The following is a 22,379-nucleotide window of genomic DNA, read 5'->3' as shown; positions in this document are numbered from 1 at the left end:
TTTTTTAGAGAGCAAACCATGAAATCATTAATCATCAAACTTTGGCGTACCATGACGCGCCCGGCTGTGCATATCAGCCTTGGCGTGCTAACGATGGGCGGCTTTATTGCAGGTGTTATTTTCTGGGGTGGTTTTAACACTGCACTAGAAGCGACAAACACTGAAGAATTTTGTGTTAGCTGCCACACAATGCGTGACAACGTATACCAAGAGCTGCAAGAAACTGTCCACTGGTCAAACCGTTCTGGTGTTCGTGCGACCTGTCCGGATTGTCACGTACCACATAACTGGACAGACAAAATTGCACGTAAGATGCAGGCTTCTAAAGAAGTGTTTGCACAAATTTTTGGCAACTATGACGAACCAGGCGCATTTGAAGAGCGCCGTATCGAGCTTGCTAAGCACGAATGGGACCGTTTCTCTGCTAACAAGTCTCTTGAATGTAAAAACTGTCACAATTACGACTCAATGAATTGGGACAAGATGAAGCCAACTGCTCGTATTCAAATGAAGCAAGCGGCTGAGAAAGATCAAAGCTGTATCGATTGTCACAAAGGTATTGCACACCACCTACCTGCAAATATGGACAGCGTTGGTGGCATTGTTGGCGAACTTGAAGCATTAGCGTCAAACACAGATTACGCAATGGGCAGCGATCTTGTGAGCGTACGTCACCTACCTGTTTACTTCGATGCTGAAGGTAAAACAGAAGCTGGCCTGCTAAACCCTGCTTCAACAGTGAAAGTGCTGGATGAGCAAGGCGACATGATGCAAGTCGAAATTGACGGCTGGCGTAAAGCGAAAGGTTTCGGTCGTGTAATCCAAGAAGATTTCGGTATGAACATCGCGGTTGGTTCGCTACTTAAAGAAGCAGCACTAAGTGATGACATCGTAACTAAAGGCGAACAAAAAGTGGATGATCTAACGGGTCTGCCATGGGAAAAAGTGTCTGCGAAAGTGTGGATGAAGAAAGAAGCGATGTTGAACGACATCAATCCTATCTGGGAAAAAGCGGGCGAAGCATATAAAACAAACTGTTCTGTATGTCACACGCAACCAGATGAAGCGCACTTTGATGCCAACACATGGCCAGGTATGTTCAACGGTATGCTTGCATTCGTGAACTTCGATACAGACAGTGAAGCACTTGTATTGAAATACCTACAGAAACACTCTTCAGATTTTGCTGAAGGCCACCACTAATAAGCGTCAGACGGAGTATTTGAAATGGCTATTACACGAAGAAGTTTTCTGAAAGGTGTAGCAACGACCAGCGCAGCGTCGGTAATTGGTCCAAGCTTATTGGCATCAACCTCAGCAAACGCAGCCGAAACAACAGGAACTTGGAAAGTATCAGGTTCTCACTGGGGCGCATTCCGCGCCCACGTGTACGCGGGTAAAGTTCAAGAAATCAAACCGCTTGAAATGGACTCGCATCCAACAGAAATGTTGAATGGTATTAAAGGCATTATCTACAGCCCATCGCGTGTGCGCTACCCAATGGTGCGCCTAGATTGGCTGAAGAAGCATAAATACAGTGCAGAGACTCGTGGTAACAACCGCTTTATCCGTGTGACATGGGATGAAGCACTTGATTTGGTTTACCGTGAACTAGAACGTGTTCAGAAAGATTACGGTCCTTGGGCGTTGTTTGCTGGCCAAACTGGTTGGCGTCAAACTGGTCAGTTCCATAGCTGTACTAGCCACATGCAACGTGCTGTGGGCATGCACGGTAACTTCATCACAAAAGTTGGTGACTACTCAACAGGTGCTGGCCAAACGATTTTGCCATACGTGTTAGGTTCTACTGAGGTTTATGCGCAAGGTACGTCTTGGTCTGAAATCCTTGAGAATTCAGACAACATCGTTCTATGGGCAAACGATCCAGTTAAAAACTTACAGGTCGGTTGGAACTGTGAAACGCACCAGTCATTTCCTTACCTAGAGCAACTGAAAGAGAAAGTGGCGAAAGGTGAGATTAATGTTCTTTCGGTTGACCCAGTGAAGAACAAAACTCAGCGTTACCTAGAGAATGACCACCTGTACATCAACCCGATGACAGACGTAGCATTCATGTTGGCAGTGGCGCATGTTCTTTACAATGAAGACTTGTACGACAAAGAGTTCATCAAAACTTACTGTCTAGGCTTCGATGACTTTGTTAAGTACGTGCAAGGTGAAACCAAAGACAAAGTGGTTAAAACGCCAGAATGGGCAGCAGAGATCTGTGGCATTAATGCTGACAAGATCCGTGAATTTGCGCGCATGCTGGTTAACGGTCGTACACAGATCCTAATGGGCTGGTGTATCCAACGTCAGGAACACGGTGAGCAGCCTTACTGGGCAGCTGCGGTTGTCGCTGCTATGGTTGGTCAAATCGGTTTGCCTGGTGGTGGTATTTCTTACGGTCACCACTATTCTGGTATCGGTGTGCCTTCAACTGGTTTCGCAGCGCCAGGTGGTTTCCCACGTAACCTAGACACAGGTTCTAAGCCTAAGTGGGACAACAATGATTACAACGGCTACAGCAAAACCATTCCTGTTGCGCGTTGGGTAGACTGTCTACTTGAGCCGGGTAAAGAGATCCGTTACAACGGTTCGAAAGTGAAACTGCCGGATTACAAGATGATGGTGATTTCAGGTTGTAACCCTTGGCACCACCACCAAGACCGCAACCGTATGAAGAAAGCGTTCCGCAAACTTCAAACGGTCGTGACGATTGAATTCGCTTGGACAGCAACATGTCGCTTCTCAGACATCGTACTACCAGCATGTACTCAGTGGGAACGTAACGATATCGACGTTTACGGTTCATATTCTGGTCGTGGTCTAGTAGCAATGCAGCGTCTAGTGGATCCAATGTTCCAATCTAAGACTGACTTTGAGATCTGTCGTGAATTGACGCGTCGCTTTGGCCGTCATGAAGAATACTCTCGTGGTATGGATGAGATGGAGTGGGTTCGCTCACTATATGACGATTGCCGCAAAGCAAATGAAGGCAAATTCGAGATGCCTGAGTTTGATGAGTTCTGGAAACAGGGCGTTCTAGATTTTGGTGTTGGCCAACCTTGGGTTCGTCATGCGGACTTCCGTAAAGATCCTGAGATCAACGCACTGGGTACGCCTTCAGGCTTTATCGAAATTACATCACGTAAGATCGGTCGCTACGGCTACGAGCACTGTCAAGAGCACCCAATGTGGTTCGAAAAGACAGAGCGTTCTCATGGTGGTCCTGGTTCAGACAAGTACCCGTACTGGTTACAGTCTTGTCACCCAGATAAGCGTTTACACTCGCAAATGTGTGAGTCGGACGAGTTCCGTGCAACTTACGCAGTTCAAGGTCGTGAACCTGTTTACATCAACCCTGAAGATGCGAAAGCGAAAGGCATCAAAGACGGCGATTTGGTTCGTGTATACAACGACCGTGGCCAACTATTGGCTGGTGCTGTGCTTATGGATAGCTACCCACGTGGTGTTATTCGTATCGAAGAGGGTGCATGGTACGGCCCACTTAACGAGAAAGATGGTGCCATTTGTACCTACGGCGATCCAAACACGCTGACTCTGGATATTGGTACTTCTGAACTGGCTCAAGCAACGTCTGCAAATACGTGTATCGTTGAATTTGAGAAGTTTACCGGTAAAGTTCCACCAGTGACGTCATTTGGTGGTCCAATCGAAGTTGCGTAATCGCATACGTTTCTAATGAAAAATACCAGCTCTCGAGCTGGTATTTTTTTGTCTGTGTGGTAGGTAATTCCGCAAACAGTTAATCAAGGCTGTATTTACGTTTCAGCGATTGAATATCTTCAGCAGTCGTTTCCTTTATTCCTTGATTGATCGCTTTGATGATGGCTTCCGCTTGCGGGTGAGATTTTCTGACTGCAACGTGTAAAGGCGTTGAGGCGATGCTGTTTTCAATAAAAACAAACTCGTGATAGGGGAGTTGCTTGTTTATCAACGTCCACTTAGTCACCAGTTTATCTTCTACAAACATATCTGCTCTTCCTGATAACACCTGTCTAATACTGTTGATGAGATCGGTTGACGGAAAGTGAGTGTAGGCATCACTGGCTAAGAAGTCGGGATCATAAGCATAGTTTTCTATCAGCGCGATAGTTTTCCCACGGAGGCTCTCTGGTGAATGATAAACAAGGTCATCGCCTTTTAAGCCAACAAGGTGAATATCATTGGTCAGGTAGCTTTCACTAAAATGCATCCATTGGGCGCGCTCAGGGCTTTTCCATAGTGCAATGATAAGGTCGATCTTTCCCATACGCAGCTCTTTAAGAGAACGAGTCCATGGCTTAAAAGAAAACTGGATTTGATAACCTTGTTTGGCAAGTGCATTACTCACGATGTCGTAAGCTAAACCACGTCCGTAGGCATCATTCATGATGTAAGGTGGCCATTCATTTTGTGCTGCAATCAAGATATTGGCTTTAGACGAAGCCACAAATAACCACCCACATAGCAGGTACATAACTGGCTTAAACAAGACTTTTCCTTGGGTAAAACGCATTACTTACAGTGTAGTCGACGGTTTATGTTTCAGTTCAAAGCCCAAAAATGAATAGGCGAAAGCCCGTGTATGTTTAAATTTTATGCGTTTGATGAAGTTTTTATTCATTTGATGCATTCTTGTTTTTGATATTTATTTGTGATCTTTATCTCACTGAGGGGTAAATATTGCCGTTTGGTTAATCGATTTTTATTTTCTTTTATTTTTTTGATGAGTTAGCGCTCAATTCATTTAGTTTGTTTTTGATTGTTTTATTTGTGAAATCTTCTTGGCTTGAATAATTTCTGCCCCAGAGCAAATGAGGAACCCTTTTGCTCACATAAATAAAAATTTATAGGAACAAATAAAAATGAAAAAGACAGCAGTGGCACTTGCGCTTGCTCTTAGCACAAGTTCAGCAGTAGCAGTAGAAGCACTATCGGGCGACCAATTTAAAGTTTCTGGTGAATTAGCACTAGGTGGTTACTCTGACTCATCTGAAACAGTTGCAGGTCGTGACGTATACAACGGCGGTGTAACGGGTTTCGATATCTTTGCTGATTACGAAAATGGCAACATCGTAGGTAAATTTGGTGGTGAATTTGATCTAGAAGATGACTACGGTACTTCTGATGCAGAATTCACGATCACAGATACTTGGGTTGGTTACAAAACTAGCTACGGTGTTTTCTCAGTTGGTTATGCAAACGACACAGCATTAGATGCAGTTGACGGCGCAGCAGACCAAACAATTGAATTCCTATGGTCACCATCTGACGCTTCAGATGCACGTCAAGTTGTAAAATTTGAAGGTGCACTTCAAGGTGTGAAATACGGTATTTCTTACTACGGTGACCGTAACTACGATAACGATGAGCGCCAAGGCGGTTACAACGGTTACGTTGGTTACGAAAACGAAATGTTCATGGTTAACTTCGGTTACGAAGATAACGATGGCAAAGGCTCAACAGATACTTTATACCTAACAAACGGTGTAATTAAGCTGGGAGACGCTGCAATCGGTGCGACATTCGCAGAAGAAAAATTCAAAAACGGCGACAAAGTTAAGCTATACAATACGTCTGCTGGCTACACGATGGACGCGCTATACCTAGCGGGTGGTTATGTACTTGTTGAAGATCGTCGTGAAGCAGTGAACTTTGGTGGTTCTTATGCATTTACTGAGAACTTCTCAGCATTAATTGATATCGCTTACCACATCTCTGATGAAGGTAAAGTAGTGAACAAAGTTGAAAAAGGCGATGTTGAATCGTTTGTTAAACTAGCGTACACATTCTAAATTCAATCTTGAATTTATGGCCTACTCGTTGTGAGTGGGCCATTTTTAAGCAGGACGCTTGGCATCATAATCCACTGCCTTTTTCGCCCTCTGGATTGGGGGCGCTTTCCTCCTATTCTGAACAATCCCCTATCTTTCCATTAAAACGTGATACCCCTAACTCTTTGAGTTAAAGACCAAATAGACAACAGCCGCTTCCAGTGCTGTAATTCCAAAGAAAGGGACAGTAGGCAGGAGGGGTAATATGTCTAATATCATTACGCTGGACAACCGACACCAAGTGTTGGTTAGTAACGCAGACTTAGATGTGGTCTCTCAGCAAAATGAACTGCACTTCAGTTACAACGGATTATCAAATGATCCTGTTTCTGGCCGTTATGTACTTTTCCAAATGCCTTTTAACTTTGAATCACAAGCTCGGCTACTTGGAGATGGCTTTCAAATGCTTGCCCAAACATCAGGTACTGCTGATGAGCCGATAGATATCGGACGCTGCCCTGATGATAGTCCAAGCTACCGTATATACTCAGCCAACCATCCCAAACGTTACTACAACTACCTTGTGATTGAAGAGTCTGCGGGCTATACCTTGCTAGGTTTTACCAGCTGTAACCGTTTTGCGGGTTACTTTGATATCGTCACGAGTGGAAAAAAGCGCGTGCTCTACGCGTGTATTGATGGTGAAAATACACATCCACAAGATTGGCCTTCCTTAGCGCTAGAGTCTGTCGTCATATTAAGCGGTGACTCATTGTCGCAGCTATATCAGGCATTTTCGGCGCTCATTGCTAACCATCATCCTCCAAGGCCAAACGTAAAACGAGATTCACCATTAGGTTGGTGTTCCTGGTACGCGTATTATGCTCAGGTAACGGAACAAAATATCCTTGATAACGTTGGTAAAATGCGTGGCGATCTTGAGAAGCTCTCTTACGTATTGCTAGATGATGGTTATCAAGCTTACATGGGGGATTGGTTGACGCCTTCGGTTAAATTCGAACATGGTATTAAACACTTGGTCGAAGAGTTGAAAGCGCAAGGGAAAAAGCCGGGTATTTGGCTGGCTCCTTTTATTGCGCAAGGTGAGTCACGTGTTTTTAAAGAAAACCCGGATTGGTTTGTCCGCCATGCAAATGGCAAGTTTCTTAAAGCAGAAGATGTCACTTATGCGGGCTGGCGTTGCACGCCTTGGTATATTCTTGACACCACAAACCCAGAAGTCCAAGAACACTTAACGGAAGTTGTTCGTACGATGCGGGAAGAGTGGGGGATAGAGCTTTTTAAACTCGATGCGAATTATTGGGGAAGCTTAAAAGGGCAAAGGCTACTTTCTGGCGTCACGGGAGTGGAGGCCTATCGACTGGGGATGGAAGCCATTATTGAAGGTGCCGGAGAAGCGATGATTCTTGGTTGTAATGCCCCCATGTGGCCTTCTTTAGGTTTGGTTGATGCGATGCGAGTGTCTGATGATGTTGAGCGGGATGAGCGACGGTTTGAACAGATCGCGCAAGAAACCTTTTATCGTAGCTGGCAGCATCGGAAAATCTGGCAGATCGATCCCGACTGCGCAACGTTTGTTTCTTTGGCTAATCAAGCAACAGAAAGGCGCTACTATGAATTTCATCGTGATGTATTACTGGCTTGTGGTGGACTACTGTTGTCCGGTGACCCATTACCAGACTTAACCTCTTTTGCCAAAACTAGTCTAAATAAATTAGCTTTACGTCATAAACACACGCAAGAGTCTGCCCGGTTTACTTCATTGGGGCTCAACCATGCTTTTCTGCCTTTGACTGAGCGTAACGATCTGCATTGCGTTTTTAATTATGGTCAAGCCGCAAGAGAGATCACCTTGACTTCGAATTATCCTGTTTATTGGTACGATTACTGGACTGGAGAAAAACTGAACCATGAGGCAACGCAAGTGATTGAAATTAGCTTAGAGGCAGGGTTGTCTAGCCGCGCTGTCATAACTGCGTTGTAATCAACTTTGTGCCTCGCATCGTGCTCACGGCTACTATATGATAGCCACCCCAAAAATTAGCAATCAGATATAGGATAACCATGTCGATCATTTTAGGCATAGACCCAGGCTCCAGAATTACGGGTTATGGTGTCATTCGACAACAAGGGCGTCATTTGCAATATCTCGGTAGTGGTTGTATTCGCACATCTGAAAAAGAGCTACCGGGCCGTTTGAAACAAATTTATGCAGGCGTATCTGAAATTATCACTCAGTTTCAACCTGATGTATTCGCCATTGAGCAAGTTTTTATGGCGAGAAACGCAGACTCAGCACTAAAGCTGGGTCAAGCTCGTGGGAGTGCAATCGTGGCTGCCGTAAACGCTGATCTTCCAGTTTATGAATATGCCGCTAGGCTAATTAAGCAAGCCGTAGTGGGTACTGGTGGAGCGGATAAAGAGCAAGTTCAGCATATGGTTCAGCAAATGCTAAAGTTACCCGCTAAGCCGCAAGCCGATGCGGCCGACGCGCTCGGCGTTGCAATATGTCACGCTAATACCAATAAAACCTTGGTTGCACTTGCAGGTAAGGCTACCGCCGCCCGCAGAGGACGCTACCGATAAGGTGATCTTCACCAGAGCATGCCGATGTGCGGCTCTGGTTCTCAGCCGCTCTCCCGACTTTTTACTGGCTATCCATCCAGTTATTTATTATCATCAACCGCATATCTTTCCCCATAAAACAGGATCTCCCAGTGATTGGACGTCTTCGCGGTACGCTTATCGAAAAACAACCCCCTGAACTGCTTATTGAAGTCAACGGCATTGGTTATGAAGTGCAAATGCCAATGAGCTGTTTCTATGAGCTGCCAAATGTTGGTGAAGAAGCCATTATCTATACTCATTTTGTTGTTCGCGAAGACGCACAGCTACTTTATGGCTTTAATACCGTAAAAGAACGTGCACTTTTCCGTGAAGTGATCAAAGCAAACGGTGTTGGGCCTAAACTTGGCCTAGGAATCCTCTCTGGAATGACGGCGAGTCAGTTTGTTTCTTGCGTTGAACGAGAAGATATTTCGACATTAGTAAAATTACCGGGTGTAGGTAAGAAAACAGCAGAACGTCTTGTTGTCGAAATGAAAGATCGCCTAAAAGGGTGGGGCGCGGGAGATCTCTTTACGCCTCATACGGACGCTGCACCGATTGACTCTACGCCAAGCGATGCGAGTGCAAATGCTGAAGAAGAAGCGATCAGCGCACTTTTAGCATTGGGTTATAAACCAACTCAGGCATCTAAAGTTGTGTCTCAGGTGATGCAAGCTGGCATGACTTCAGAAGAGCTTATTCGCGATGCACTAAAATCCATGGTGTAAGCCACAAGCCGCTAACTTGCTGGAATTGAGATTATATTCATGATTGAAGCAGATCGTTTAATCGCACCGGAGAATCCGGTTTATAAAGAAGAAGACATCATTGATCGCGCGATACGTCCGAAAAAGTTGCAAGACTATCAAGGGCAAGACCATGTGCGTGACCAAATGGAGATCTTCATCAAAGCAGCCCAACTTCGTGAAGAAGCACTCGATCATTTGTTGATATTTGGGCCTCCGGGGCTTGGTAAAACCACATTAGCTAACATCGTCGCCAATGAGATGGGTGTAAACATCCGCACCACATCGGGTCCGGTGCTTGAAAAAGCAGGAGATCTTGCAGCGCTGCTGACTAACTTGGAAGAAAACGATGTGCTGTTTATTGACGAGATCCACCGTTTGAGTCCAATGGTTGAAGAAGTCCTATATCCTGCGATGGAAGACTATCAACTAGATATCATGATTGGTGAAGGCCCAGCGGCTCGCTCAATTAAAATTGACCTGCCTCCTTTCACTCTGATTGGTGCGACGACTCGAGCTGGCTCATTAACCTCACCTTTACGTGACCGTTTTGGTATTACCCAGCGTTTGGAATATTACAAAGTTGAAGACTTGCAGAATATTGTTAAGCGCAGTGCCGATTGCCTGAATCTATCGATGGAGCAAGAAGGGGCATTGGAAGTCGCACGCCGCGCTCGTGGCACGCCACGTATTGCAAACCGCTTACTTCGACGTGTCCGCGATTACGCTGAAGTGAAAGGTAACGGTCATATTTGTGCAGACGTTGCGGATAAAGCCTTAAATATGTTGGATGTCGATGCTCAAGGTTTTGACTACATGGACAGAAAACTACTACTTGCCATTATGGAGAAATTTGGCGGTGGTCCAGTGGGTTTAGATAACATGGCGGCAGCGATAGGGGAGGAGAAAGATACGATTGAAGACGTTCTGGAACCTTACCTTATTCAACAGGGTTACCTGCAAAGAACGCCTAGGGGGCGAATTGCCACCGATCGCGCTTATCTCCATTTCGGAATTGAAAAGTAAGATTGCATTGCCGGAATACCTTCCGGCAATATTTTTCTAAAGTGATCTATGTCACATAAAGTGATGTGCGGTCTCTTCATTGAGAAGTGATCGTTATTTATTGATTGTTAAATCACTGTATCCCCGCAGCCTAATAGGCTGGCTCATCCTTACCTTCCCTTAACAAATCGTATGAAATTCTATTGATCCAAGTCAATGTGATGCTTTTGTGTACAAATTCTTGAAACAAAAGTTGATACAAATCAAAGCAGAATCAAACTATAAACCTTTTGAAACAATCTTATTTTAGCAGTAATATTAGCCTTAGCTATATTAGCTGATGCTTAACAATTAACTAACCGTATCGGTACATATTAGTAACAATAAGCTGCTTTTTAACAACATTCTTTATAATTTTTTAATGAGTGGTTGCTTATTGCAAGATATGTAGAAAGTGTCTTTCAGCCGACACATAGGAGTAATCATGATCGATGTCGTTGATCTGTCGCGATTGCAGTTTGCACTGACCGCGATGTATCACTTCCTATTCGTACCTCTGACTTTAGGTATGGCTTTCTTGCTAGCCATCATGGAGTCACTGTACGTAATGACTGACAAGCAAATCTACAAGGACATGACTAAGTTCTGGGGTAAGCTTTTTGGTATTAACTTCGCACTTGGTGTGGCTACTGGCCTTACCATGGAATTCCAATTTGGTACCAACTGGTCGTACTATTCTCATTACGTCGGGGACATTTTCGGGGCACCTCTGGCTATCGAAGCACTTGTGGCGTTTTTCCTTGAATCAACCTTTGTTGGCTTGTTCTTCTTCGGCTGGGACCGATTGTCGAAACGTCAGCACCTCGTGGTTACTTGGTTGGTGGCACTAGGTTCTAACTTCTCGGCACTTTGGATCCTCGTTGCGAACGGTTGGATGCAAAACCCAGTAGGCGCTGAGTTCAACTTTGAAACCATGCGAATGGAAATGGTGAGCTTTGCTGAGGTTGTTCTAAACCCAGTGGCTCAGGTTAAGTTCGTTCACACTGTGGCATCTGGTTACACAACTGGCGCAATGTTTATTCTAGGCATTAGCTCATACTACCTATTGAAAGGTCGTGACATCGCATTCGCCCGTCGCTCATTTGCTATCGCTGCTTCATTCGGTATGGCTGCTATCTTGTCTGTAATCGTACTCGGTGACGAATCAGGCTACGAGCTAGGTGAAGTTCAGAAAGTAAAACTCGCTGCAGTAGAAGCGGAGTGGCACACTGAGCCAGCACCTGCCGCGTTCACCATGTTTGGTATCCCTAACCAAGAAACTATGGAAACGGATTACGCCATCAAGATTCCTTACGTGATGGGTATCATCGCGACTCGCTCTTTTGATGAGCAAGTGACAGGTCTACGTGATCTGCGTGATGAACACGTTGATCGTATCCGTACAGGTATGTATGCCTATGAGTTACTTGAGAAACTTCGTGCTGGTGACAAATCTGCTGAAAACATGGCTGCATTTGACGAAGTAAAAGGTGACCTAGGTTACGGCCTGTTACTTAAGCGTTATACCGATAAGGTTGTCGACGCGACAGAAGAGCAAATCCAAGCGGCTGCGGATGATTCTATCCCAACAGTATGGCCACTATTCTGGTCGTTCCGCATTATGGTTGGCTGTGGCTTCATCATGCTATTTGTATTTGGTGCTGCGTTCGTTCAAACATGTCGTCAAAAGATCGAGCAAAAACCTTGGATCCTAAAAGCGGCACTGTTCAGCATTCCACTACCTTGGATTGCAATCGAAGCGGGCTGGTTTGTTGCTGAGTATGGTCGTCAGCCATGGGCAGTTGGTGAGATTCTGCCAACACATGTTGCGGCTTCTGCACTGACTATTGGTGAGCTATGGACTTCTCTATTCGCTATCTTGGCACTGTACACGGTGTTCTTAATTGCAGAAGTTTACCTCATGGTGAAATTTGCTCGTAAAGGACCAAGTAGCCTTAAAACAGGCCGTTACCACTTTGAGCAAAACGCTGACTCTGTTGAAGACAAAGTTAGTCGCCAAGTAGAAGCGTAAGGCAAGGAGACAGAAAATGTTTGATTACGAAATCTTACGACTGATCTGGTGGATTCTGATTGGTGTTCTACTGGTTGGCTTCGCTGTAACCGATGGTTTCGATATGGGCGTTGGTGCGCTGGTGCCTGTTATCGGTAAAAATGACACAGAACGTCGTGTGATGATTAATACCATCGCGCCGCACTGGGATGGTAACCAAGTTTGGTTGATCACGGCTGGTGGTGCACTGTTCGCTGCTTGGCCTCTAGTGTATGCAACGTCGTTCTCTGGTTTCTACCTAGCGATGTACGTTACCTTGGCTGCACTTTGGATGCGTCCACTTGGTTTAGATTACCGTTCGAAAATCGAGAACCCTAAATGGCGTAATGCATGGGACGGCGCAATCTGTTTCAGTGGTGCAGTGCCACCGGTGATCTTCGGTGTTGCGTTTGGTAACTTGCTACAAGGTGTGCCATTTGAGCTGAATGACCTGCTCATGTCGCAATACAAAGGTTCATTCTTCGCACTGCTAAACCCATTTGCACTATTGTGTGGTGTGCTAAGCCTAATGCTATTTGTACTTCAAGGTGCAACTTGGCTACAAATGAAAACAACAGAAGCCGTGCATGCTCGTGCACGTAATGTTGCCCAAATTGCAGGTTTAGTAGCAGTTGCTCTGTTTGTCATTGGTGGTTTCTGGGTTCAGTCTATCGATGGTTATGTGATTACTAGCACAATCGATACACTAGCGGACTCAAACCCACTAAATAAAGAAGTGGTTCAACAAGCAGGCGCTTGGATGACGAACTTTGAAACGTACCCAGCAATGTGGGCGGCACCTGTACTAGGCGTGTCTATGCCTTTACTTGCAGTGATTGCATCTCGTTTTGAACGTGGTGGTTTTGCGTTCCTATTCTCAAGCTTGGCAAACGCAGGGGTTATCTTGACAGCAGGTTTCGCAATGTTCCCATTCGTGATGCCTTCAAGCCTTGTACCTAGCCACAGTTTGACGATGTGGGATTCAACCGCAAGTGAATTGACGCTTGGCCTAATGACTGCCGTTGCAGCTGTTATGGTACCTGTGATTCTTGGCTACACGACTTGGACTTACTACAAAATGTTCGGTCGTCTAGATAAGAAACACATCGAAGATAACGACGTTTCAGCTTACTAAGGAGTATTAACTATGTGGTATTTCGCATGGATTCTAGGTGTACTACTTGCTTGTGCATTCGGTATCATCAATGCTCTTTGGCTTGAGCATTCAGAAATGATGGACAAAGACAGTGAGTAATCTCGCTGCGCAGGTAGCGAAGCTACATGCACCATTAGATAAGGCCCTATTTCGGGTCTTATCACTGGTTTTAGGTTTCTACCATGTTGCCATGGTTATGTGGGACCCTGAAGCGTACTCCAACAGCATAGGTGGTTTTAACGCATTGATTTCACCATTATTGATTTGGGCAATATGCTCAAGCATGGTGTTTGGCCTTAGCTTTAAACCCCGCAACTGGTATTGGCAAGTACTGTTCAGCCCGTATTTCTCTTTGACCATTCTCATCTACCTCACGGTGTTGAGATTGTTCTGAAACTGACAATGTCGAACCTTTAGCCAACATTTTCATGAAATAGCGCCACTTATTTAAAGTTGGCGCTATTTTTTTGTTTTAAGGCGTGAATTCTCTTCAATGCGCTTGCATGAAAGTAGTGTTGATGCGTTATAGTATCTGCCTTTACGCTAAATACTTGGGGATGCTTGTGCAACACGATGCTTTACTATTCACTTGGCCTGTAACCGTTTATTACGAAGATACAGACGCCGGTGGCGTGGTTTACCATTCTAACTACCTCAAGTTCTTTGAACGTGCGCGGACAGAGCTGCTTCGTAGTGTTGGCGTATCGCAACATATTCTGTTGGAACAAAACATCGGTTTTGTAGTCCGACACATGGACATCGACTTTTTACAAGGCGCGCGACTCGACGACCAATTGATCGTCAACACCCGCATTTCTGAGCTAAAAAGAGCCACCATTAGCTTCTGTCAGGAAATCGTAAACCCTGAAGGCACCACTTTGTGTCGAGCAATGGTTAAGGTAGCATGTATTGATAATGAGAAAATGAGGCCTAAAGCAATGCCTCAATCAATTGTAATGGAGTTAACTCGTAGTGACCGCTGATATTTCAATTCTTGATCTGTTTTTGCAAGCCAGCTTACTGGTTAAGATGGTTATGCTTATCTTGCTTGGAATGTCTATTGTCTCATGGGCAATGATCATTAAGCGTAGCAAAGTGCTTTCACAAGCAACGAAAGATACCGAGTCTTTTGAAGATAAATTTTGGTCTGGTGCTGACTTATCTGTTCTGTATCAAGATGTAAAAAAACGCAAAGACGATTTAACGGGTGCAGAAGAGATCTTCTACTCAGGCTTTACTGAGTTTGCTCGACTAAGAAAATCAAACGCATCATCACCTGAATTTATTATGGAAGGAACAGGGCGAGCGATGCGCGTTGCTGTTGCCCGTGAAGTGGATGACTTAGAAACCAATCTACCATTCCTAGCCACTGTTGGTTCTATCAGCCCTTATATTGGTCTGTTTGGTACCGTATGGGGCATCATGCATGCGTTCATCGCATTAGGTGAAGTGAAGCAAGCCACGCTTGCGATGGTTGCACCAGGTATCGCGGAAGCGCTTGTTGCGACAGCGATGGGTCTTTTTGCTGCAATCCCTGCGGTAATGGCATACAACCGCCTAAGCAATAAAGTTGGCAAACTTGAACACAATTACGCGACTTTCTCTGAAGAATTCCACAGCATTCTCCACCGTCAAGCAATGGCGGGCAGGGAGTAACGCATGGCGGGGTATCAACCAAAAAAACGTAAGATGACCGCAGAGATCAACGTTGTACCTTATATCGACGTGATGTTAGTGCTGTTGATCATCTTTATGGTGACATCGCCATTCGTAACGCAAGGCGTGGATGTTGAGTTACCCAAAACATCGACGGCACAGCCTGCTTCTGAGCTTGCAGGAGATAGTGATGCGAGCTTTATCATCGTGGAAATTGATCGCGATGGAAATTTAGGCTTAAGCGTGAATGACGAAGAAGTTCAACGCGGTCTTTCATTACAAGATGTGATTGTACGAGTGAAAGCTGAAATCTCACTGAAGCCAGATTCACCGGTGGCCGTAGGTGGTGACGCTGCAACACCTTACGCTGACGTTGTATTAGTATTAGACGAACTAAGCCGGGCAGGGATCCCTAAAGTGGGGCTGCTAACGGATATCAAGGAATAATCCCGGCCGTATATGAAAGAGAAAAAGTCTAATCAAAGCGATTACAAAAAACCGATAGCGATATCGGTGGGGCTTCATGCTGCTTTGGCTATCGCGCTAATTTGGGGCACGGACTTTACCATGTCAGAGCCCGAGCCTACTGGGCAAATTCAAGCGGTTGTGATTGACCCTGCTCTTGTTCAAAAACAGGCGCAGCAGATACGCAGCCAACGTGAAGCCGCCGCAAAGAAAGAACAAGACCGTTTAGATAAGCTCCGCCGCGAAAGTGAGCAACTGGAGAAAAACCGTAAGGCGGAAGAAGAGCGAATTCGTAAGCTAAAAGAGCAGCAAGCGAAAGAAGCAAAAGCCGCTCGTGAAGCAGAGAAGAAACGCCAGCAGAAAGAGAAAGAGCGCAAAGTAGAAGAAGAGCGTGCGCGCAAAGAAAAAGAGCGTGCCGCCAAGCTTGAAACTGAGCGTAAAGCTAAAGAAGCCGCACTGAAAAAAGCAGAGCAGGAGCGTTTAGCGAAAGAAGCTGCAATCGCAAAAGCGGAAGAAGAACGCATTGCGCGTGAAAAGGCTGCGAAAGAAGCAGAAGCGAAAGCAAAACGTGAACGTGAAGTGGCTGAAAAAGCGGAAAAAGAACGTATTGCGAAAGAAAAAGCAGCAAAAGAGGCCGCTGAGAAAGCACGTAAAGAAAAAGAACGCTTAGAGCGTTTGGAACGTGAGCGCAAAGAACAAGAAGCAGCACTTAACGATATCTTTGCTGGCTTAGAGTCTGAATCAGAGCAAAATAGCTCAGCTCGAAATAGTTTTGTAACTTCAGAAGTTTCGCGCTACGGCGCTATTTATACTCAGCTTATCGAGCAAAACTTGTTGTTTGAGGACTCGTTTCGGGGAAAGGAATGCAGAGTTAACCTGCGCTTAATCCCAACAGGAGCGGGTGCAGTCTTAGGCAATCTTACTGTATTGGGTGGGGATAGCCGAGTTTGCGCCGCAACCAAGCGTGCGATTACGCAAGTTAGCTCATTCCCAATGCCTAAAGATCCAAGTGTTGTTGAAGAGTTAAAGAATATTAATTTAACCGTAGTACCTAAGTTATAAGGAATAGCTCGTGTTAAAGCGATTAATTTTAGGATGTTTGCTCGTACTGTCGAGCACCGTTCAGGTAGCAAACGCTGCACTGGAACTTGTTATCACCGATGGTATCGACTCTGCACGACCGATAGCCATTGTGCCTTTTAAGTGGGAGGGAGCAACAAGACTTCCTCAAGACGTCTCTGCTGTGATTGCCTCTGACTTACAGCGTAGTGGCAAGTTTAGCCCAGTCGCAACCAGCAAAATGCCTCAAACACCATACAGTGAAACTGAGGTTGATTTTGATGCGTGGTCTGGTCTTGGCGTGGATGCGCTACTGACGGGCAGCATTACTCAAAATGCGGAAGGGGATTACGTTATCCATTACCAATTGGTTGACGTGGTGCGTGGCCAACTAACTCAAGGTAAAAGCAAAGCGCTTAGTACTGATGGTCAACTGGTGATGTCGAAAGACCACGTTTTATTTAATAAACGTGCGACAGTCCCTGGTAATCGTATGCGTGAATATGCTCACCGCATTTCTGATCTGGTATACAAAGAGTTAACGGGCGAGCGTGGTGCATTTCTTACGCGTATCGCTTACGTGGTTGTCAATGATAAAGACCCATTTCCATATCAAATGCGAGTGGCTGACTACGACGGCTATAACGAACGCCTAGTCCTTCGCTCGAAACAGCCTCTCATGTCACCAGCATGGTCACCAGATGGTAAGAAGCTCGCTTACGTAAGCTTCCAAAATGGTCAAGCTGAAATTTTCATCATGGACATTTATACGGGTAAGCAAGAGAAGATTACTTCATACCCACGTCATAATGGCGCACCAAAATTCTCACCTGATGGCCGTAAACTGGCTTTGGTTTTATCCAAAACCGGGAGCTTGCAAGTCTACACGTTAGACTTAGCGACTCGAAAGCTAACTCAAATAACGCGCGGTAGATCAAACAACACTGAACCTTTCTGGCATCCAGATGGTAAATCCTTGATCTTTACCTCGGATCGGGGTGGTAAACCGCAGATTTATCAAGTAAATTTGGCAGATAACTCGGCCAGCCGAATTACCTGGCAGGGCAGCCAGAACCTTGGTGGCCAGATCACTCCAGATGGGCGATTCCTGATCATGGTAAATCGCAGTAATACTGGTTTTAATCTGGCAAAACAAGATTTGGAAACCGGTGCAGTGCAGATTTTAACTAAGACACTGCTCGACGAATCCCCAAGTATTGCGCCAAATGGTGGCATGGTCATATATAGCTCAATTTTTAATAAAAATAATGTGCTGTCTATGGTCTCTATAGATGGACGCTTTAAAGCACGATTACCAGCAACTAACGGGCGTGTACGTGCCCCTGCTTGGTCACCGTTTTTGTAGCAAGTAAGTATCAAAAAGTAAGGAAATTAAACAATGCAACTGAATAAAGTTCTTAAAGGGCTGCTGATTGCGCTACCTGTTCTTGCAGTGACGGCATGTAGTTCAAGCGATGAAGCTGCGAACGCTTCAGGTTCTGAAACTAACCAGTCAACTTCTGGTTCTGCAAATGGTGTAGATACTACCGTAGTTTCACCAATCGGTGAGAACGGTGCACTAACAGAGCAAGAGCTAAAAGAGCAAGCACTTCGTGAGTCTCAAACTATTTACTTCGCATTCGATAACGCGACTATCGCGGGTGACTACGAAGAAATGCTTGCAGCACACGCAGCGTACCTTGTTAAGAACCCTGCACTTGAAGTGACTATCGAAGGTCACGCCGATGAGCGCGGTACACCTGAGTACAACATCGCTCTAGGTGAGCGTCGTGCACAAGCGGTAGCAAAATACCTACAAGCATTAGGTGTTCAAGCGAACCAAATCGCAATCGTTAGCTACGGTGAAGAAAAGCCACTTCTACTGGGTCAATCAGAAGAAGTTTACGCTAAGAACCGCCGTGCAGTTCTAGTTTACTAATTGAGGACGTCCCTCATGCTCAGTAACTTAAAGCGCGTTTTCACGCTTACGTTACTGGCCAGTGCAGCGAGCCAAGTGCTTGCTGCACCAGCCCCAGTATCTGATTTAAATAGCAGCAGAATTGCTGCCACCTCTTCTGTCATTGCCGCTTCCAATGAAACTGATACCCAGCGTCTTGAGCGCTTGCTGGAAAATCGCAATCGTGTCCAGTTACAAATGCAACAGCAAGTGGACGATATGTCTCTGGAGATCAGTGAACTTCGTGGACAGCTTGAAAAGAACAACTACGATATGCAGCAAATGTTGCAGCGTCAAAAAGAGTTGTTTGTTGAGCTGGACAAACTGCGTGGAGAAGTGAAAAAAGGCGCGACGGTTGCTCCTGTAGATATCGCTGATAATACGGATACCGAAGGTACTTTTAGCACCAATGCGGATGAGCAAAAAGCGTATCAAAATGCAGTTGATCTAGTGTTGAAAAAGCGCGATTTTGCCGGCGCAATTAAAGCGTTTAACCAGTTCCAAAAAGACTTCCCTGATTCTGCTTTCTCACCAAATGCGAGCTACTGGTTAGGTCAGCTCTATTTTGCGAAGAAGCAAGATAAAGAAGCCGTGAAGAATTTTGCTTCGGTATTGACCTATAAAGATTCTAGCAAGCGTGCTGATGCATTAGTAAAACTTGGTGATATTGCTGGGCGTAATAATAACGCTGCTCAAGCAAAAAAATACTATCAACAAGTACTTAATGAATATCCAGACAGTGCTTCTGCTAAGTTAGCCAAAGAAAACTTGAAGAAGCTTTAGTCAGCTCGGTTAGTCATAGAAAGGGTGCGATTCGCATCCTTTTTTTGAATGGGATTCCGTTTTGATTATCAAAGTGAATCCGTTGTACAATACTCGGATTACTGGAAGTTGCACAGAGCAAAAGCAATGAGCCACATATTAGATAAAATTGACACAGTTTACCCATTCCCACCAAAACCAATTCCACTGACAGACGAAGAAAAGCAAAGCTACATTGCCAGCATTAAGTCTTTGCTGATAGAGAAAGATGCCGTTTTGATTGCGCATTACTATACCGATCCTGAAATCCAAGCGTTAGCTGAAGAGACCGGTGGTTTTGTTGGTGATTCCTTGGAAATGGCCAAATTTGGTAATCGTCATCCGGCGAGCACACTCATCATTGCAGGTGTTCGCTTTATGGGCGAATCTGCCAAAATCCTCACACCAGAAAAACGTATTCTGATGCCAACGCTGGAAGCAGAGTGTTCTCTTGATCTTGGCTGCCCAGCAGATAAGTTTACCGAGTTTTGTGATGCCCACCCTGATCACACCGTTGTAGTGTATGCCAACACATCAGCTGCAGTTAAAGCGCGCGCTGACTGGGTTGTGACATCCAGTATTGCTCTGGAAATTGTCGAGCATTTGGATGCCGAAGATAAGCCAATTATCTGGGGGCCAGACAGACACCTTGGTTCTTACATTGCCAATCAAACAGGCGCAGATATGCTGCTATGGCAAGGGGAATGTGTTGTGCATGATGAGTTTTCGGCTGATGCATTGCGTAAAATGAAGTCTGTTTATCCTGATGCTGCGATTTTAGTTCACCCAGAATCTCCTGCGAGTGTTGTAGAGCTGGCAGACGCGGTAGGTTCAACCAGCCAGTTGATCAAGGCAGCAAAAGAATTACCACACTCACAAATGATCGTGGCAACGGATAAAGGCATCTTCTTTAAGATGCAGCAGCTTGTCCCGGAGAAAGAGTTGATTGAAGCACCAACGGCAGGTGCAGGTGCAACATGTCGCAGCTGTGCCCATTGCCCTTGGATGGCGATGAATGGCTTAAAAGCGATTGAAGGGGCTCTTCGCGATGGTGGTGAAGAACACGAAATTTTTGTTGATGAAGCGCTTCGTGTGAAATCTCTTATCCCATTAAACCGTATGTTGGATTTTGCTGAACAACTAAACATGCAAGTGAAGGGTAACGCCTAATAGTGAGATAAACATCACATATATAAGACCAGCCTTTTAGGCTGGTTTTTTTATGTGTCAAATTTTTCTTATATTCATCAGCTTAATTCAACTTGGCGATTAACAATGACGATCTGGCTCGTTTTAAAAAAGTGTTTTAAGTCGCATGTATTTCGGTTAAGCAATCGTAACTTGTTGCTTCTCACGCTTGTCTATATTGCCGCCTCATGGCTGCTACTTAAGGTGGCAGGCGAGAATGCACTGACCGACGATTACTCAACCTTTATCTATTACCTTATGGTAACGGCTTCGACAGTAGGCTATGGGGATTACTCACCAGAAACTGCCGCAGGTAAATGGGTGGTGATTCTGTTTATTATCCCGGGTGGTCTAAGTTTATTTGCATCGATGCTTGGGCGAATTGCGAGCACGGCTATCGAATATTGGCGAGCAGGCATTTTAGGAAAACGGAGAGTTCGAGTGGAAAATCACATCTTACTATTGGGCTGGAATGGGCAACGGACCATGCACCTTATTCGTATGTTACAACACGAAGAAGTTGGGAAGCGTCCTATCGTATTATGTAGTCGCTCAGATATCGAAAACCCGCTACCGGGGGAGATCGCATTTGTCAAAGTCACGAGCTACACCGATGAGCAAGAAATGAAAAATGCCAACATTGCTCAGGCAAATTGTATTGTGGTGGATAACTTAGAAGATGATGTCACGCTTTCTGCCGCTCTATATTGTGCGAACATCAACAGCTCAGCGCATTTACTGGCTTATTTTAAAGATGAAGCGCTGAGTAATTTACTGAGTCAGCACTGTCCTAATGCTGAGTGCATACCCGCTGTGGGGGCTGAGATGCTAGCGAAAGCAGCCGTTGATCCAGGTTCAAGTGCCTTGCACCAAGAGTTATTGGCTTCAACACGCGGTATGACGCAATATTCCACGGTATATTCGCAAGGGTTGCCAGAGACAACGGTTGATGTGTTATTTAACTATATGAAAAGAGAGCATCAGGCCACATTGATTGCATTGGACACAGGGAATGGGATAGAGCTCAACCCTGAACTGACAGTGGTTGTTCCGGCAGAAAGTAAACTGTTCTATATTGCTGATGAACGAATAGAAAATTTCGATTGGCAGAAAATACACTGATAGATCGTGCAAAAATAAGGGGAGCTCATTGAGCTCCCCTTATTTATTCTTTGGTGCTTATTGCTGCTCAGCGAGGGCGACGCCGCGAATCGTTAAGCCGCATAACATTGTTGGCATCGCATTGAAGATCTCTTCAAACTGCTCAAGCCCTTCAATACCTTGCTCAGCCAGTGTTGCTATCGATGTCTCTGGATCGTATAGCATGCTAAGAGAAAGCAAGACACCGCCTAATAGCGCACTGTTTTCACTGTCTTCAGGCATTAGTGTTTCCCAATCATCACGAGCAAGCTGCCAGCCTTGGAGCAGACCTTCACAAAAATCACGTGTGGCCTCGTTAACGATATCTTCTTCATCTAACCGACAGTCCGTTGGCCATTGCCAGTTATTATCAAGTAGAGCAGGGCGGTATTCATTCCACAATTGAATAATGTGGTCGATGTAAACTTCCAGTTGCTCACCGCCTGAAAAAGGAGCAGTTTCTTCGCCTCCCCATAAGAAAGGCAACCACTCATGTGGGGATAGCACATTCGGTGCTGCCGCCATTGCTGTGACAAAGCCATGGGTTTTAGCTTCATTAATCAGTTTGCCTTCCAGCTCTGGCTGTGAGAGAAGTTCATGTAAAGTCAAATCTGTAACCACTCATTCAGAAATAATCTAAGTTGCTGGCTAGTCTATCAGCCAAGTGTGATCAGAAAAAGGTTGTAGATAACGGATCTTCGCTATAATT

22 protein-coding genes are annotated in these 22,379 nt (G+C 45.2%); 20 read left to right on the top strand and 2 right to left on the bottom strand.

Features of this window, described 5'->3' with window-relative positions; genetic code table 11:
• The first annotated feature begins 18 nt into the window (after nt 1-18).
• On the top strand, nt 19-1,203 hold the full coding sequence (torC, locus tag ACQEXS_RS11850; RefSeq protein ID WP_427013968.1) for a pentaheme c-type cytochrome TorC: 1,185 nt from the start codon (nt 19-21) through the stop codon (nt 1,201-1,203).
• A 24-nt stretch (nt 1,204-1,227) separates the two neighbouring features.
• Nucleotides 1,228-3,690 (top strand): trimethylamine-N-oxide reductase TorA, encoded by a 2,463-nt coding sequence (gene torA / locus ACQEXS_RS11845; protein WP_427013967.1) that lies wholly within the window; start codon nt 1,228-1,230, stop codon nt 3,688-3,690.
• 79 nt (nt 3,691-3,769) lie between these two features.
• Here the strand turns inward: torA and ACQEXS_RS11840 are convergent, their stop codons facing one another.
• Entirely contained in the window at nt 3,770-4,498 is a 729-nt protein-coding gene (locus tag ACQEXS_RS11840; protein WP_427013966.1) for a substrate-binding periplasmic protein, read from the bottom strand.
• 373 nt (nt 4,499-4,871) lie between these two features.
• Between ACQEXS_RS11840 and ACQEXS_RS11835 the strand changes: the two genes are divergently transcribed.
• The 18 genes from ACQEXS_RS11835 (at nt 4,872) to ACQEXS_RS11750 (ending at nt 21,652) form a co-directional block, all read left to right on the top strand.
• Nucleotides 4,872-5,801 carry a porin gene (locus ACQEXS_RS11835; protein ID WP_427013965.1) on the top strand — a complete coding sequence of 310 codons (930 nt, stop codon included), beginning with the start codon at nt 4,872-4,874 and terminating at the stop codon, nt 5,799-5,801.
• Between the two features lie 244 nt (nt 5,802-6,045).
• Complete coding sequence (locus ACQEXS_RS11830; RefSeq protein ID WP_427013964.1) at nt 6,046-7,785, top strand: glycoside hydrolase family 36 protein; 1,740 nt, start codon at nt 6,046-6,048, stop codon at nt 7,783-7,785.
• 80 nt (nt 7,786-7,865) lie between these two features.
• Nucleotides 7,866-8,387, top strand: coding sequence for a crossover junction endodeoxyribonuclease RuvC (gene ruvC / locus ACQEXS_RS11825; RefSeq protein WP_367986835.1), 522 nt, complete (start codon nt 7,866-7,868; stop codon nt 8,385-8,387).
• Between the two features lie 131 nt (nt 8,388-8,518).
• Nucleotides 8,519-9,136 (top strand): Holliday junction branch migration protein RuvA, encoded by a 618-nt coding sequence (ruvA, locus tag ACQEXS_RS11820; RefSeq protein WP_427009255.1) that lies wholly within the window; start codon nt 8,519-8,521, stop codon nt 9,134-9,136.
• Nucleotides 9,137-9,175: 39 nt separating this feature from the next.
• The gene (gene ruvB, locus ACQEXS_RS11815; protein ID WP_427013963.1) at nt 9,176-10,180 is read left to right on the top strand and encodes a Holliday junction branch migration DNA helicase RuvB; all 1,005 of its coding nucleotides are present in this window, start codon (nt 9,176-9,178) and stop codon (nt 10,178-10,180) included.
• Nucleotides 10,181-10,643: 463 nt separating this feature from the next.
• The gene (gene cydA, locus ACQEXS_RS11810; RefSeq protein WP_367986832.1) at nt 10,644-12,230 is read left to right on the top strand and encodes a cytochrome ubiquinol oxidase subunit I; all 1,587 of its coding nucleotides are present in this window, start codon (nt 10,644-10,646) and stop codon (nt 12,228-12,230) included.
• 16 nt (nt 12,231-12,246) lie between these two features.
• Nucleotides 12,247-13,383 carry a cytochrome d ubiquinol oxidase subunit II gene (cydB, locus tag ACQEXS_RS11805; protein WP_367986831.1) on the top strand — a complete coding sequence of 379 codons (1,137 nt, stop codon included), beginning with the start codon at nt 12,247-12,249 and terminating at the stop codon, nt 13,381-13,383.
• Between the two features lie 12 nt (nt 13,384-13,395).
• Nucleotides 13,396-13,503 (top strand): cytochrome bd-I oxidase subunit CydX, encoded by a 108-nt coding sequence (gene cydX / locus ACQEXS_RS11800; protein WP_000270284.1) that lies wholly within the window; start codon nt 13,396-13,398, stop codon nt 13,501-13,503.
• The gene (gene ybgE / locus ACQEXS_RS11795; protein WP_427013962.1) at nt 13,496-13,798 is read left to right on the top strand and encodes a cyd operon protein YbgE; all 303 of its coding nucleotides are present in this window, start codon (nt 13,496-13,498) and stop codon (nt 13,796-13,798) included. Before cydX ends, ybgE begins: the two co-directional genes overlap by 8 nt.
• Nucleotides 13,799-13,961: 163 nt before the next feature.
• Entirely contained in the window at nt 13,962-14,387 is a 426-nt protein-coding gene (ybgC, locus tag ACQEXS_RS11790; RefSeq protein WP_367989186.1) for a tol-pal system-associated acyl-CoA thioesterase, read from the top strand.
• Nucleotides 14,377-15,060, top strand: a complete 684-nt coding sequence (tolQ, locus tag ACQEXS_RS11785; protein WP_367986829.1) for a protein TolQ — start codon at nt 14,377-14,379, stop codon at nt 15,058-15,060. Before ybgC ends, tolQ begins: the two co-directional genes overlap by 11 nt.
• Nucleotides 15,061-15,063: 3 nt before the next feature.
• Nucleotides 15,064-15,507 carry a protein TolR gene (tolR, locus tag ACQEXS_RS11780; RefSeq protein WP_367986828.1) on the top strand — a complete coding sequence of 148 codons (444 nt, stop codon included), beginning with the start codon at nt 15,064-15,066 and terminating at the stop codon, nt 15,505-15,507.
• 12 nt (nt 15,508-15,519) lie between these two features.
• Complete coding sequence (tolA, locus tag ACQEXS_RS11775; RefSeq protein WP_427013961.1) at nt 15,520-16,587, top strand: cell envelope integrity protein TolA; 1,068 nt, start codon at nt 15,520-15,522, stop codon at nt 16,585-16,587.
• 10 nt (nt 16,588-16,597) lie between these two features.
• Nucleotides 16,598-17,950, top strand: a complete 1,353-nt coding sequence (tolB, locus tag ACQEXS_RS11770) for a Tol-Pal system beta propeller repeat protein TolB (RefSeq protein WP_427013960.1) — start codon at nt 16,598-16,600, stop codon at nt 17,948-17,950.
• Between the two features lie 33 nt (nt 17,951-17,983).
• On the top strand, nt 17,984-18,523 hold the full coding sequence (gene pal, locus ACQEXS_RS11765) for a peptidoglycan-associated lipoprotein Pal (protein WP_367986825.1): 540 nt from the start codon (nt 17,984-17,986) through the stop codon (nt 18,521-18,523).
• Nucleotides 18,524-18,538: 15 nt separating this feature from the next.
• The gene (gene ybgF / locus ACQEXS_RS11760) at nt 18,539-19,324 is read left to right on the top strand and encodes a tol-pal system protein YbgF (protein ID WP_427013959.1); all 786 of its coding nucleotides are present in this window, start codon (nt 18,539-18,541) and stop codon (nt 19,322-19,324) included.
• A 126-nt stretch (nt 19,325-19,450) separates the two neighbouring features.
• Entirely contained in the window at nt 19,451-20,512 is a 1,062-nt protein-coding gene (nadA, locus tag ACQEXS_RS11755) for a quinolinate synthase NadA (protein WP_367986823.1), read from the top strand.
• Between the two features lie 105 nt (nt 20,513-20,617).
• Complete coding sequence (locus ACQEXS_RS11750) at nt 20,618-21,652, top strand: potassium channel family protein (protein ID WP_427013958.1); 1,035 nt, start codon at nt 20,618-20,620, stop codon at nt 21,650-21,652.
• A gap of 57 nt (nt 21,653-21,709) precedes the next feature.
• On the opposite strand, the gene ACQEXS_RS11745 is transcribed toward ACQEXS_RS11750, so the two are convergent.
• Nucleotides 21,710-22,279, bottom strand: a complete 570-nt coding sequence (locus ACQEXS_RS11745) for a UPF0149 family protein (protein WP_427013957.1) — start codon at nt 22,277-22,279, stop codon at nt 21,710-21,712.
• Nucleotides 22,280-22,379: the final 100 nt, after the last annotated feature.

Origin of the sequence: Vibrio sp. TRT 17S01, from assembly GCF_050113695.1 — a bacterium.
Taxonomy (GTDB): domain Bacteria; phylum Pseudomonadota; class Gammaproteobacteria; order Enterobacterales; family Vibrionaceae; genus Vibrio.
This window is presented reverse-complemented; position numbering and strand designations above follow the sequence as displayed.